We start from the raw sequence: 15,589 nt of genomic DNA on the forward strand, positions 1-15,589 counted from the left end.
TGACAACCAAGAAACGCCGAATGTTTAGAAGCATATTGTAAATACTTCGGCCTTTATAAACAGGAGTCAGAGGAGTCAGGCAGTCAAGGAGCCAGAGTCATCAAGGAGTCCGCCGGATATTTCAGTTTTGAGGTACGTCAAAAATGATTTTGAGGTACCTCATAATCTGTTTTGAGGTACGTCAAAAATGATTTAGAGGTACCTCAAACCATTTAATCTGCCCGGCGGGCAAAAAGAAAGGCCGGGAGTATAACACTTCCGGCCCTTCTTATTTTTTATTCGTTGTTATTTCTTTTCAGCTTCCGCTTTCTTGTTGATCTTACGCTTCTGGATTTCGTAAGCGATCGGAGTGGCCACGAAGAGCGTAGAGTAGGTACCGACCACAACCCCCAGGAGGATCGCGAAGGTAAAGCTACGGATCGTGCTACCGCCCAACAGGAAGATACACAAGACCACCAACAGCGTACTGAAGGTCGTATTGAACGTACGCGACAGGGTAGAGTTCAACGAGTCGTTGATCACCTGGTAGCGATCGCGCTTCGGATACAAGCCGATCGTCTCACGGATACGGTCGAATACCACCACGGTATCATTGATCGAGTACCCGATTACCGTCAGGATCGCCGCGATAAAGGTCTGGTCGATCTCCATAGAGAACGGAAGGATCTTCCACAACATACTATAGAACGCGATGATACAGAACGTAGTCACGGCTACGGAAACAAACGTACCGACAGAGAACGCGATGTCGCGGAAACGCACCAGGATATACAAGGCCATACAGATCATCGCGAAGATAACCGCCAGGATGGCCGCGTTCTTGATATCGTCGGCCATGCTCGGACCCACCTTTTGTGAGCTCTGGATATAGCTGGTGATAAACGCGTCTTTGGTGACGTCGGCCGGCAAGAGCGACTTCAAGCCGGTGTACAGGCGGTTGTCGATATCATCGTCGACTGCCGGATCGTTCTCGGCGATACGGTAGTTGGTCGAGATACGTACCTGGTCGGCGCTACCGATAGTGATCACACTTACGGCACCTTCCAGTTGTTCGTCCAACAGGTCGCGCACCTCTTCGGTACTTACCGATTGATCGAAGCGAACGATGTAGTTACGTCCACCCGTAAAGTCGATCCCGTTGTTCAATCCGATCGTTGCCATAGAGATGGCACCCAGGACGATAATCACCATGGGGATCAGATAACCCACCTTGCGCATACCCAGGAAGTTGATCTTCGGGTTGACCAATAGGTCTTTCGAAAGTGAAGTGGTGAACGTCAGGTTCTTCAGTTTATCTTTCTTAATCAATGCTTCGTAAACGATACGGGTCAGGAACACGGCTGTCAGGAACGAAGCCACCAGACCAATGATCAAAGTCGTAGCAAACCCACGGATCGGTCCGGTTCCGAAGTAGAACAATACAACCCCCGTAATAACCGTAGTCAGGTTGGCATCAAAGATCGCCGAGAAGGCGTTCTTATAACCATCCGAGATGGCTTTGCCCAGTGACTTACCGGCACGTAATTCTTCTTTTGTACGTTCGTAAACCAACACATTCGCGTCGACAGCCATACCCAAGGTCAACACCATACCGGCAATACCCGGCAAAGTCAGTACGGCCTGGAACGAAGCCAAGACACCAAATGTGAAGAAGATATTCAATAACAAGGCACCGTCGACGATCAAACCCGGAAGGATTCCGTAGAAAGCACACATATAAAGCATCAACAGTACCAACGCTATCGCGAACGAGATCGCACCGGCGTTGATTGCTTCCTGTCCGAGAGACGGACCCACTACGTCTTCCTGTACGATATGGATCGAAGCGGCCATCTTACCCGATTTCAATACGTTGGCTAAGTCCTTCGCCTCTTCCGGAGTGAAGTGACCGGAGATCTGCGAACGTCCACCGGTAATCTCATCGTTTACGTTCGGAGCGGAATATACCAACTCGTCCAATACGATGGCGATCTGCTTACCGATATTCTCTTTGGTCAGACGCGCCCAGGCTTTGGCACCTTCGGCGTTCATGGCCATGCTTACGATCTGTTCCGTCCGGCCACCGGTTTGCTGGAAGTCGGCCACCGCATCCGTCACCACGTCGCCACCCAAGGCAGGCGAGCCGTCGCGGTTAGTGATCTTCAGGGCATACAGTTCGTAATACTGTTCTTTCTCGTCGATTGCCTTAACGCCCCACTTCAACGAGAGGTTACGCGGCAAAATATCTTTTACCTGACGCATCGCCAGGTATTCATCGATCTTCGCCCGGTCGTTCGCGTGAGCGATACCGATAGCCGAACCGTTAGTCAACTGACCGTTGTACTGGTTCAACTGCAACAGGGCAAAGAACGGGTGTTGTTTGGCAAATTCTTCCATCGACAAATCGGCTTGCGCTTCGTCCTGGTTCTGCTGAAGCTGCGACAAGAGTTCGTCGGCCTCATCCGTTTCAGCCGGAGCAGCTTCGCCTTCGGCAGCCGGAGCATCCGTTGCGGCAGCAGCAGCCGACTCGGTAGTCTCGGCAGATGACGTGGCACCGGCAGATTCCGTATTCTTCAGGGTAGCCAATAAGTTATCGACAGCCACCAACTGCTGATAGATCTCCGGCAAACGATAAGTTTCCCAGAACTCCAGGTTGGCACTTCCTTGCAACAGCTTACGCACACGTTCCGGTTCTTTCACGCCCGGCAGCTCGACCAGGATACGGCCGGCAGTCTCCAAACGTTGGATGTTAGGCGAAACGACCCCGAAGCGGTCGATACGCGTACGCAATACGTTGAACGAGTTATCAATAGCACTTTTCAGTTCTTCTTTCAAAACGGCAATCACCTGTGCGTCCGTGCTTTGCGGAGTGATCTTCTCTTTCAATTCGAACGTACTGAAGATAGCCGACAGGCGAGCCCCTTCGTCTAACTTCTTATATTCCTCTGCGAACAAATCGATATAATCCCGGTTGCTGGTGGCCTGACGGGTATAGGCATTTTCTAACGCCTGGTTGAACTTCGGGTCCTGATTGTTGTTCGAAAGCGAACGCATCACGTCCGGCACATTCAATTCCAGTACCACATTCATACCGCCTTTCAGGTCAAGACCTAAAGAAATCTCCATCTCACGGCATTGCTTCAACGTATAGCCCAGCCATACCTTCTGAGTAGATAAGGAGTCGATATACTGACTCTCTAAAGCAGGATCTCCAGCAGCATACTTAACCGCTTGATTGTTATAATATCTGGTCACAAAAGAGAACGACAGATAAAAGACACAAACAAGCGTAAGCAATACAGCGAAGACCTTTACAAATCCTTTGTTTTGCATTTGAACTTACATTTATGTTATTTAATTATTTATCTTAATTGTGATAACTCGTTTTTTCACAGGGTGCAAATATAGAGTTTTTTTCTTTCTCAAAACGCAATTCCCTCAATTATTTATCTCACCATTAGTTTATTTCCCCAAGCATTTGTATATCTTTGCAGAAGATAGGATGCAAGATAAGACACGAACAATTAAATGAGTAGAGCGTATGATGAAGCAATTATTGTTATTAGGAATGCTGTGGATTCCTTCCATCCTGATTGCACAGGAAGAAGATGAACGCTACCTCCCCGGCGCGGTTCCGGTGGAAGAAGGCAAAGTGGTATTCACCAAAGAAGTGACCGATCCTTCGCTTTCGCAAAGCCAATGGTACGACAAACTATTGGCGTGGGCCGAAAGCCGGTTCAAGGAGGAGAACAACCGGGTAGCCTATGCCGACAAAGAAAAGAGTGAATTCGCCGTGACCGGGACAGAGAAGCTGATCTTCGCCAGTAACGCCCTCTCATTGGATACGTCGGAGATGTCTTATCACCTGGTTGTGCAGACGAAAGGAAACACGGCAACCATTCAAATCACCCATATCAGCTATAAGTACAACGTAAGCTACGAGCGAGAAACCCAACGGCTGGTGGCCGAAGAGGTGATCACGGATAAATACGCCTTGACAAAGAAAAACAAACTGAACCGGATCAACGGCAAATTCCGCAAAGCGACGGTCGACTTCGTAGACCAGGTATTCAGCGAGATCGACCAGCTTACGGGCCGACAGACGCCGGTCATCACCGCGGTGACTCCGCCGCCGGCTGTGGCGCCGACCGTGCGGGAGATCGCCGAGACACCCCTGAGTATCGTTCAGCCCGCCGAGGCGAAAGAGGGCTATATGGCTTTCGAAGCAGACAAGGTACCCCAGGCCATCCGGATGATGCTGCCCGATTCGCCGATGCGGATCACCGCCGGCGACACGAAAGCGCCGGTCGAAAAGAACGCCACCTGGAAAGGCCTCAGTACGATGTTCGGCAAGGACGTGGCAACGATCAGTATGCAGGAGTCCAGCCCGGTCTACCGGCAGATCAAAGACAAGTTCACGATCGCTTTCACCAAAGAAGACAGCCAGAGCCCCTGGATGATCATCGAATGCAACAAACAGGGTGAAACGACCGACGGAACGGAGAAAACCCTACTCGGAGAGATCTTACACATCTGGATCAAATAGCGATGAAACATCGAATCTTTTTATTATGTCTGTTGCTGCCGGCCTGGCTGGCAGCCCAGGGCCAGGGGAAAACAACCTGCTCGCCGGTCAAAAACGGAAAGATCTGTTACAATGACGAGGTGGAAGCCGCCACGTACACCAAAGACCGCCTGTTCGAGTCGATCAGCAAATGGGCAACGAACGCGTACGGAACGGATATCTTCTTCTCCAACGTCTCCGCCAACAAGAACCGGGGAACGATCCTGGTCAGCTCCAAGGTGGAGCTGCTGCTGAGTGAGACCGAGAAGACCTTTGTCAAGTTCCGCCTGCGGATCTGCTGCTACGACAAGCGTTATACCGCCGAGATGACGGATATCGTTTATCAATACGATCCATACAACGACAAACGCGTCAAGACCTACCCGGCAGAGAATGTGATCCTCAACGAAGGGAAAGGAAATACGGTAGCCCTCATCCAGGATCCGCGCCTATTCTGCGAAGCCACGCACGACTTCGCCGAGAAGCTCCTGGGCGAAATCTTCGACGCGACCAAAAAAAGATAAACCCACAGTGCGATACAAAACAATAAAAGCCTGCCTCCCAACGGGGAAGCAGGCTTTGTTTGTCTATTAAGAATTGAGAATGGATTAGAAGGACGGATATCCCGGATTCTGTTTCAGATTCTGATTGGTCTGCCAGGCAGCCAACGGCACCGGATAGATCGCCAGGTAATCCTTACCTTTCGTACTTTCTTTCAGCCAACGGGCATCCCAGAAGGTGCCGAAGCGGATATCATCCTGGTGAGCATGACATTCCCAGGCAAACTCAAACTTACGTTCCAACTGTATCTTTTCAAGGTCTACACTGTCGTAGTTCTTGCCGGAATGGCCATAACCACGCTCGCGAACGGCATTCACCAAACGGGTCGCTTCACCCAGGTCTTTACCCATGCGCACCAAAGCTTCGGCTTTCATCAGGTACACGTCGGCCAGGCGGAAGATATGGAAGTCGTTCTCCATCGCGTTCAAGGTCGCTTTGTCGTAATCCCACTTGTTGCAACGTCCACCATCTTCCTGCTGCACGTCACCCCAAACGGTTCCGTCGCGCTCGGTACCCGGAATAATCGTTACATCAACCGTATGGATCAACGGACGGTCGTGAGCGGTGATCAATACTTGTCCGGTAGCCGGGTCGATCATCTCACCCAACAGGAATGAACCATGGTAACGCGGGTCTTCGGTATCGAAACGTTTCACGTAGTCGGGCAAAGCACAGGTACCGTTCCAAGACGACCAGGTACCGCCCAAAGCGATATTGTCTTTGTAGTGCAACGTACGGTAGTGCATCTGGTGACGGTCTTGCGTATCTTGCGCGCTATAACAAGCAGCCAGGATCGCTTCTTTGGACGATTCGTTATGCACCTGGAAATTGGTTTTCCAGTTCGGTTCCAGAACATAATCCAATCCCATGACCACGTCGCAAGCGTCGGCTGCCTGTTGCCATTTACCGGAGTCTACACCCCAAGCTTCCGCGTTGAGATAAATCTTAGCCAACAATGTATAAGCTGCTCCCTTAGTGAATTTACCATAACTTGCCGCAGACACATCCGAACGGCACAAGTCTTTGATCTCATTGAGTTCCTTTACCAGCCAGTTGTACACTTCCTGGCGTGGTTTGTTAGTCGGAAGGTCGGTATCCTTAAAGTCGACCACCAAAGGTACATTCCCCCAGTATTCGCAAAGCGCGTAGATCCAGAAAGCACGCACACCCCGGATTTCCGCCAATGCACTGGCTTTGGCTTCCGGTGTCAAGCTTTCTGAATTGTTGATCGTTTCATACACCAGGTTACAGGAAGAGACCGACTGAGTAGCCGCATTCCATCCACTCACCAAAACACCGGTCACATTCGTCCAGTTCTGGAAGTGCATCTCACGGTAGCGTCCACCGTCCCACCAGTCACCTCCACGACGGGTCGGCACGATTGACATCTCACCGCCCAGGTCGGATACATACTGGAAGTTGTTGTAATATTTCTTTAGTGTGTTGTACACCGGCCCGATAATCGCGTTGATCTCCCCTTCGTTTTTCCCGAAGTTATCCGCCGGGATGGTGCCATAGACCTCCTCATCCAGATTGAAACAGGATGGCAAAGAGAGCAATACACACGCGCCAAGAATAAGCGATATGATAGATTTCTTTTTCATAATATATCTGTTTTTGAATTTAGAAAGTTAAGTTAACACCAAAAGTAAAGGAACGGGATTTGGGGAAGAACTGACGGTTCTCGATACCCGGAGAAAGTCCGGCGTCGTCGTCCGTAGCTGCACCTCTATACAATTCCACTTCAGGGTCAGTCCCTTTATAGCCCGTAATCACGAACAGGTTCTGTCCGGCCACATAGATGCGAGCCTTGTCCAACCAACCGATATTCTTCGTATTGAATGTATAACCGATAGACATATTATCCAGACGGATATGAGAAGCGTCTTCCAGATAGTATGAACAAATACGGGAAGATTCCTTCATCGTATACGTTAATGGATCATCCAACGCGTTGGTACCGATCAGATACGTATTGTTCGCATAAGCCGCACGCGGGTTATTGAACACCTTGTTACCGATCGTTCCGCGGAAGAAGAGGCTCATATCGAAATTGTTCCAGCGCAGGTTGTTGTTCCAGCCGAAAGTCAGGTCGGGTTGCGCGTTGCCTACGATCTTACGGTCGTCGTCCGTAATCTTGCCATCTTCATTTTGGTCGATAATCACATATTTACCATCTACAATCTCGTTACATTCCAACAGATAGAACGTACCTACCGGATAACCTTCTTTCACGATGTGAGAGATTACACCCGAACCACCACGCAACCAGGGGTCACCCACGTACAACTCATCGGTTGTGTACACGTCGTTCGACAATTTAGTGATCTTGTTCTTGTTGTGCGACAGGTTGATAGAGGTATTATAACTGAAAGTCTTGTTACGTACCACGTCGATATTCAATAACAATTCAATCCCTTTATTGCTCATATCCCCTACGTTGGCCATCATACGGTCGTACACGTACGGAGGAGTCGGCACCTGGTAGCGGTAAAGCATATCCGAGGTTTTCTTGTCGTACCATTCGATCGTACCCCCAACGCGGCCTTTGAATAAAGAGAAGTCCAAACCGATATTCAACATCGCCGTAGATTCCCATTTCAGGTCAGGGTTCGCGTTCTGGTTGATCCGGTAAGAGGTCAGCCAGGAGCCGCTATCGTAATACACGCCGTATTCCCCGTAAAGTTCCAAGCTCTTGTACGCTCCCAAACCGTTCTGGTTACCGGTAACACCGTAACCGGCACGCAGTTTCAGGTCGTTGATCCAGGTAATATCCTTCATAAAGCTTTCCTGAGAGATACCCCATGCGGCAGAAACAGAGGGGAACGTCCCCCATTTGTGGTTCTTACCGAACTTGGACGAACCGTCGCGACGAACCGTTGCCGTCACCATATAGCGTTCATCAAAGCTATAGTGCGCGCGGGCGAAGGTAGAGATCATACGGTTCATGTTCTTGCTGGAGTTCACGTCGCCGGTCTTCAGACCTGTTCCCGACTGCAAGCTGTTGTACGAAAGGTCGTTCACCAGGAAGCCACGGTTGGTGGCATAGAAACTGGTGCTTACGTTTTCTTCCCAAGAATAACCCAGCATCGCGTTGAGTTTATGTTTGCCTTCAGCACCGAATTCGGTATTGTAATCCAACATCCATTCCATCAGGTTACGGTTGTTAGAGTTACTGGTCTTTCTTGCCCAACCGGAATCGCCTTGTCCCTGTTCCGTTGCGGAGTTATTGAACTGGCCTCTTTCATTCGAAGCGCGGTGGGTGTACAAAGTAGATTTGATCAATAATCCCTGCAGGATTTCGAATTGGATATCACCGGCACCATAGAAGAATACGTTGTTACGCACATCCTGGTTCAGGTCCTGGTTCTGCACCGGGTTACCCTGGTCGTATTCCGAGTTCACCTTCGTAAAGTAGCTGCCGTCAGCATTGAATACCGGATAAACCGGAAGCATACTGTAAGCCAATACGAAGTTTTGTCCGCGAGGCAGGTTCATTTCGGTGATCGTAGCCGATCCGGTCAAACCAATACGCAGGCGGTCGTTGATCGCGCGCTGTTGGAACTGGAAGCGGAAGCTATGGCGTGTCATGTCGTTGTCGCGCATGATACCCGTACGATCCAGGAAGTTATAAGAAGCCCGGTAGTTACTCTTCGACGTACCACCCGACATCGACAATCCATGGTTCTGGGAAATACCCGTACGCGTCAGTTCGTCGAACCAGTCGGTATCGGCGCCATACTGATCGTAAACCGCATAGTCTTGTCCCGAAGCTTTAGCATACTCGCGCCATTTGGAAGCATCCATCAGTTTAGGTTTGTTGGCCATCACGTCGGCAGACACATACCCGTTGTAGTTGATCTGCGTGCGTGAGCCTGAACCTCTCTTGGTAGTGATCAGGATAACCCCACCGGCACCACGCGACCCGTAGATCGCTGCCGAAGAAGCATCTTTCAATACCGAGATCGATTCGATATCGTTCGGAGCAACCGACGACATTTCCCCACCGGGGATACCGTCGATAACCACCAGCGGACCCATATCGTTCTGCAACGTGGAGGTACCACGCAGACGGATCTGGCTCTCGCGGGATACATCACCCGAACCGGAGGTAATCACCAAACCGGCTACCTTACCTTGCAACAGGTCGGAAGCGTCGCGGGTAATCCCTTTGTTGAAATCTTCTTCGGATACGTTAGCAATGGATCCGGTGATCTCGCGCCGGGTTTGCGTACCGTAACCGATAGCCACTACCTCACCCAGGTTCACCACCGAAGGCTCCAGCGTGACGCTGATCGTACCGCGTCCGCGCAAAGCTTCTTCTACGGTGTTATACCCGATAAAAGAGATCTGCAATACCGCGCGTTGCGTATTGCTCACATTCAGAGAGAAATCTCCGTCGAGATTCGTAACGGTACCATTGGTCGTACCCTTCTCCATTACATTCGCCCCAATGATGGGCTCACCCAGTTCGTCGAGGATTTTTCCGACAACAGTGCCCGATTGCGCGTGGGCAGCTGCAATGCTAAAAGACATCAGCACCGTAAGTAGAGCTAATCTACAGTGCCTGAAAGAAGAAAACATTTTCTTTCTTTGCATAACAATAACATTTAAGGTTACAAATAAATTAAACAATTCACAAAAGGATTATTCACTATAGCTTATACACCAGCGTTTCACTCCATCTCGACGGCTTCGCCGCCTCAACGCAGTAAAACGTTATCTATCAAGGAAAAACTACAATGACTTTATTTTACTCATTATTAGATTCAATCTTCTTTTAGTTAACAAAAAACGACCGATAATCACGTCATCGCAAAGGTAAATAATTATTCCGAATCTACAACGTTTAGTTTCATTTCTTTTCGAAAATCTATTTCTTCTGCCTGAAACACGCCGAGAACAGAACAAAACCGAAACCCCTCTGTCTACTTAAATCGGTCTATTAATTTAGACATTCGCGGAAGGGGCGGGTGGATTCTTCCCTAAAAATTCCGTCCGGTATCCCACCACAGGCGGGTACCGCCGTGATCGGGGCCGCCCAGCTTGCGGCAGAGGGTGTCGTACTGGGTGGGGTTGGATGTTTTGATGCCGACGGGGAAGTTCAGGCGGCGGATCATGATTTCGCTATCGATGGTTCCTTCGCTTTTATTGATCATCACGGGGAAGAGGCGCGGATAGCCCGTACGCCGTTGTTCGGCCCAGGCTTCGCAGCCTTCGGGAAACATGGCGATCCATTTCTGGGTGATGATCCGTTCCAGTTGTTCTTCCGCCGAAGCTGTCGCGTCCCAACGGGGGGAGACCCGGCAGCGGGCTTTGATATTGTATTCCGGTGTAAAGGTATCGATATAGTCGGCGGCGGTATTCTCATTCGCCAGATACTCCGCCACATCGCCTACGCCCCATTGGATGAACGACGACTCCACGCCTTTGCGGTAGCAGCTCTCCACCCCTTCGGTCGACCAGCCGCGCAGGGCCGCCTCCGCGCGCAGGAACCAGACCTCGGCGGCGGTCATCAATACCGCCTCCGTACTCTGCTTGATGGTCAACCGCGAATGGTTGATATACTTGGTATGATTAAAGCCTGTGCCTTGCCGGATGCCCCGGTACTCACCGGCATAACCTTCGCCCGTGGCCGGTTCGAAAAAGCGGGAGATGCGGGGATCGCCATAACCCGTCAGGATCGATTCCATCGAAGCGTTCATCGAAGCTTCTTTCCACGCCTTATTGATCTCGCCCAGCGGGTTGGAATAGCCGGTGCCTACGGTAGAGACGGCCACCCGGTCGTTCTCCTCTTCGAGGAAACCGCCCTGGCCGGATTGATACGCTTTGAGGGCTTCCTGCCGTGCCTTAGCCGGATCGGCCATAGAGATGCGCAGGGCCAGGCGCAGGCGCAAGGAGTTGGCAAACTTCATCCATTGCCGGTAGTTGCGTTTGTCTTCGTGCATCAGGATATCAAATTTGGCAAAGCCATCCTCCGCCGCATAGTCCTGCAGCAGGCGGATGGCCTCGTCCAGGTCGGCGAAGAACGCGTAATAGGCCTCTTGCTGCGAGTCGGGCTCCGTGCCGGTGATCGATTCGCCAAACGTGGTGTAGATGATCGGCCCGTAATAATCGGTTATGCGGTGCATCAGTTCGACCTTCAGGATCTTCGTCACCGCGTAGAACGCCGGCAGGTCTTCCCGGTTCAAGTCTTCAGCCTTCTTCACCTCCGTCAGGATATAGCCGTAGGTATATTCCCAGGCGGTACCGTTCCAGCCGTCGTTCAGGTTGTACACCGTATTGCTCAACCCCGCCACAAAAGGGTTGTAGCTATGCATATACCCCGAGAACATATCCGCGTTCAGGTTTTGGATCACCTGAAACGGCCAGTTCTTGCCTCCGCCCCAGTCGTGGTTGAAGTAGATCCCTTGCTGCACGACCTGCAACGGGATGCCGTATTTGTTGAAATCATATTCCTGCTGCTCATTGGTAAAGCCGGTCTTATCGCTATTATACTCCTCGAACTTGCCGGTACAAGCCGGGAAGAGACCACCCAGCACCACCGCGGAAACCACCACCCATAATCTTTTCATCTCGTTCAATGTGTTTAGAGTGTGACTTTCAGATTCAATCCCATACTCCGGGTAGAAGGCATGCCGAACACCTCGATCCCCTGGTTGTTATTCTCTGTCGACAAGACCACATCCGGATCGAACGGCGCGTCTTTGTACAGAAAAAAGAGGTTACGCCCGATCAGCGCGATTTGTACCTGCTGCAGGTACTTTGTTTTCTCCATCCACTTCTTGGGCAGGCTGTACCCGATCGAGAGCTCCCGCAAGCGGATATGGGTCGCGTCGTACATATAGTATTCCGTCGCACCGCTCCGTCCGCCGATCTGCTCGAAGAAGTCTTTCACCTGTTCGATCTTACGCCCTTCGAGCTCGACATAGCCTTTCAGGCGAGCCTCACCCGTACGCTTCGATACCCCTTTCTGATCGAGGACCGCCTGGGTCTGCGACAACATACTCCCGCCGAAGCGGCCGTCCAACAAGAAGCTGAAAGAGAAATCGCGGTACGAAAACACATTATGCCAGCCCAACAGGAAGTCCGGATTGCAGTTGCCCACCCGGATCGTATTCCCGTCGCCGATCACCACCGGTATGCCGTCGCTCCCGTATTTGATCTCCCCATTCACCGGGTCGCGGTCGAAAGCTTTCCCATAGATATCTCCGAACGATCCGCCTTCGACCAGGCGCATGGAGTAGCTCGACGAGAAACCCTCATCGCCATAGACAAACGCCGGTAGATCTTTATGCAAGGCCTTGACCCGGTTTGTGTTCTTCGAATAGTTCAAGGCCGACCGCCACACGAACCGGTTCGTCACCACCGGGCTGCCGCTCAGCGAGATCTCCAGCCCCCGGTTGCGGATATTGCCCGCGTTCACCGCGTAATACTTATGGGTCGCCCCGGCCGACGAAGGCAAGGTAAACAACTGGTTGCGGGTATTGGTCTGGTAAAAGGTGAAATCAAACGACAGCCGGTTGGCCAGCAACCGCCACTCCGTGCCCACCTCCACCGAGGAGCTCATCTCCGGCTTCAGGTCGCCGAAAGGAGCGATATCGCTGGGCAACAAAGAGCCGCCCGCCCCGATATGCGATACGGTGGTGCTCACAAACAAAGGGATATCATTACCCACCTGGCTCCACGAGGCGCGCAGCTTGCCGAACGAGACCCATTCGGGCAGGTCGAACGTATGATGCATGATCCAGGCCAGCCCCACGGAGGGATAGAAATAACCGGTCTTGCGGCTTTGGGTAAACGCCAGGGTCGACGACCAGTCGTTGCGCGCCGAGACATCCAGATAGATCTTCTCTTTGTAGCCCGCCAGGAACGTGGCAAAGACCGACTGAAGCTGCCGCCGGTCGTCGTTGCGCTCGTCGATAAACGCGCTGCTCGACATCTGGATATTGGCGATCGTAAAGACATTCGGATAATACAAAGAGGCGGTCTTCGAGTCCAACCGCAAGGAAGAGACCCGGTTGTCCGAGAGCGTCGACCCCACCACCGCCTGCAGATCGAAATCGCCCCACGACCGGTTCCAGGTAGCCATGATATCGCCGTAGATCAGCGTCTCCTGGTAGTTGTAGTCGATATAACGCCCGTTGGTGCCCGCGATGCCCGGCGAGGTGCTGGCGTAGATCTTCTGCTGGAACGCGTCATCGATATGGTCGATACTGCCGCGGGCCTGCACGACCAGGTGATCGTTCACCTTGATCGCCGCCGTAAGCGAGCCGATGACACGGAAGCGCTTATCGTTGCTCTGCATCCGGTGGGTGAGCCAGTAGGGATTCTGATCGTAGTCGTTGATCTCGGTAAACCAGTTTTGCACCCCCATATTCCGTTCCGGATCGAACACCTCGTATTGTTTCTTGTAAGGCGAGAGATCGACGCCGCGCGGGAAGGTGTACAGGCCATACAACGGATTCATATAGATCCCGCCCGAGGTCGGTTTGTTTTTCGTGTTTTGCACGACCAGGTTCACACTGCCGTCCAGCGACAGGCGGTCGTCGAACAGGGTCGTCTTCTCGCGGAACGTGATATTATGCTTCTTGATATGGCTGTCGTCGATAATGCCGCGGATCGTTTGGTTGGCATACGAGAAGTACGCTTGCATCTTCTCATTGCCGGAAGAGAAAGAGAGGGCGTTGTGGGCGCTTATGCCGGTCTGGAAAAAGTCTTTCAGGTTATCCGACGCCGGTCCCTCGCGCCGGTCGCCCCAGCTATGGGTCGATCCCTCCGCCCGGCCATAGTCGTTTTGAAACGCCGGCAGATGGGTCACCCGGTCGATCAACAGGTTCGAGGAGTACTCCACCCGTTTCACCCCAGCCTTCCCGCTCTTGGTCGTGATCAGGATCACCCCGTTGGCAGCCTGCGAGCCGTAGAGCGCCGAGGCCGAAGCGCCTTTGAGGATCGTCATATTCTCGATATCGTCGGGGTTGAGGTTCGAGATGCCATCGCCCCCGTCGCGGTTGGCGGCATTGGCCGTGCCCCCGATGGCGGAGTTGGCCTGCTCGTTGCTCGTATTGAGCGTCGGCACCCCGTCGATCACGTACAGGGGCTGATTGTTCCCGTTGATCGACCGGCTGCCGCGGATAATCACCCGGGCCGAGCCACCCAGACCCGCCGAGCTGCGGTTGATCTGTACCCCCGTGATCTTGCCACTCAGGCTGTTCATCAGGTGCTGCGACCGCACCCGCGCGATATCCACGCCGGTCAACGCCTGCGAAGCATACGTCAGCGAAGCCTCCCGCTTGCGGATACCCAAGGCGGTGACCACGATCTCGTCGAGGTTCCAGATATCTTCGATCAATGTGATCTTCAACACCTGTTGCCCCGTATAGAGCAGTTGCTGCGGATGGTATCCGATATAAGAGATCTGTAAGGTAGAGTCGAGCGGCACCTTCAATTTGAAATTGCCCAACACATCCGTAGTCGTACCCAGGGAGGTGCCCCGGATCACGATATTGGCGCCGATCACCGGAATGCCCTGGTCGTCGGTGACCGTTCCCAACACAATCGCCTGCCGATCGGGCTCGACCGTCTCCTTGCGGCTGAGGATAATCTGCTTATTGATCACCGTAAACGTGATATGCGTATCCGAAAACAAATAGTGCAAGACATCAAACAGGCTCTTCTCCTGCACATGCAGGGTAAACCGGTAACTCACATCCACCCGTTGGGCATCATACACAAACAAAAAAGAGGTCTGCTTCTCGATCATCTCCAGGATCTCCGAAACCGGCCGGTTATAAACGCTGATCGTCAACGATGCCTTTTGAGCATGAACAGCATTAAACACAAAGGCCAGACAAATCGTCAGTACAACTATGGCGGCGTTTCTCCTCATCCGTAACAGGTCTTTTCATGGACAAAAATAACATTTTTTCTCTTGCCGCCACCGTTTGAACCGGTAAAGATTTTCTTCGGAAAGAAATTCAAATCGAATACTATTTGAAGATTTCTGAACTCTGATTTTGCTGATTAAATGATCTGCTATGAGTCAGGTTTTGCATATTAACCAGTAGTATCTAAGCTCCTCTCCTGGACAGGAGAGGGGGACCGCCGCTTGCGGTGGTGGAGAGGTTGTCTTTGTAAGGTGGCTATATACCAATAAATTCCTAAATAGGAACAACCACTCCACCGCTGCAAGCAGCGGTCCCCGGGGTTGACTCAAAAGTATCAGATATACGAACTAAGTGTCCCCGCCTGGTCAGGCGGGGGGGACCGCTGCTTGCAGCGGTGGGGTGGTTGTCTTTTCTGTCAAGAATCTGTACTTCAGTACGGTATGTGTGTAAACAACCACTCCACCATCGCAAGCGATGGTCCCCCTCGCCTGACCAGGCGAGGACACAGAGACAGTATATCTTATACTTTTGGGTCAGCCCCAGCTTTAGGAACCTCAGGCGCGGAGCGGGGAATGGAAGGAGATGTGAAGATTAGAAA

The 15,589-nt window shown here is 51.9% G+C and carries 7 protein-coding genes; 2 read left to right on the forward strand and 5 right to left on the reverse strand.

The features are described 5' to 3' along the window. Positions 1 to 285: 285 nt before the first annotated feature. Positions 286 to 3,312: a protein translocase subunit SecDF gene (secDF, locus tag M2133_RS10795; RefSeq protein WP_277466137.1), complete on the reverse strand. Its 3,027-nt coding sequence runs from the start codon at positions 3,310 to 3,312 to the stop codon at positions 286 to 288. Positions 3,313 to 3,520: 208 nt separating this feature from the next. Here secDF and M2133_RS10800 point away from each other — a divergent pair, with 208 nt between their 5' ends. Next, positions 3,521 to 4,525: a DUF4468 domain-containing protein gene (locus M2133_RS10800; protein ID WP_277466138.1), complete on the forward strand. Its 1,005-nt coding sequence runs from the start codon at positions 3,521 to 3,523 to the stop codon at positions 4,523 to 4,525. Between the two features lie 2 nt (positions 4,526 to 4,527). Then, positions 4,528 to 5,067 (forward strand): DUF4468 domain-containing protein, encoded by a 540-nt coding sequence (locus tag M2133_RS10805; RefSeq protein ID WP_277466139.1) that lies wholly within the window; start codon positions 4,528 to 4,530, stop codon positions 5,065 to 5,067. Positions 5,068 to 5,151: 84 nt separating this feature from the next. On the opposite strand, the gene M2133_RS10810 is transcribed toward M2133_RS10805, so the two are convergent. The 4 genes from M2133_RS10810 to M2133_RS10825 form a co-directional block, all read right to left on the reverse strand. Further along, complete coding sequence (locus tag M2133_RS10810; RefSeq protein WP_277466140.1) at positions 5,152 to 6,708, reverse strand: RagB/SusD family nutrient uptake outer membrane protein; 1,557 nt, start codon at positions 6,706 to 6,708, stop codon at positions 5,152 to 5,154. Positions 6,709 to 6,727: 19 nt separating this feature from the next. Continuing rightward, positions 6,728 to 9,703 carry a TonB-dependent receptor gene (locus M2133_RS10815; RefSeq protein ID WP_277466141.1) on the reverse strand — a complete coding sequence of 992 codons (2,976 nt, stop codon included), beginning with the start codon at positions 9,701 to 9,703 and terminating at the stop codon, positions 6,728 to 6,730. Positions 9,704 to 10,089: 386 nt separating this feature from the next. Further along, positions 10,090 to 11,679, reverse strand: coding sequence for a SusD/RagB family nutrient-binding outer membrane lipoprotein (locus M2133_RS10820; protein ID WP_277466142.1), 1,590 nt, complete (start codon positions 11,677 to 11,679; stop codon positions 10,090 to 10,092). Between the two features lie 14 nt (positions 11,680 to 11,693). Next, on the reverse strand, positions 11,694 to 14,993 hold the full coding sequence (locus M2133_RS10825) for a SusC/RagA family TonB-linked outer membrane protein (protein WP_277466143.1): 3,300 nt from the start codon (positions 14,991 to 14,993) through the stop codon (positions 11,694 to 11,696). Between the last annotated feature and the right edge of the window lie 596 nt (positions 14,994 to 15,589).

This window comes from Parabacteroides sp. PF5-6 (assembly GCF_029504695.1).
In the GTDB taxonomy this organism is placed as follows: Bacteria; Bacteroidota; Bacteroidia; order Bacteroidales; family Tannerellaceae; genus QVMG01.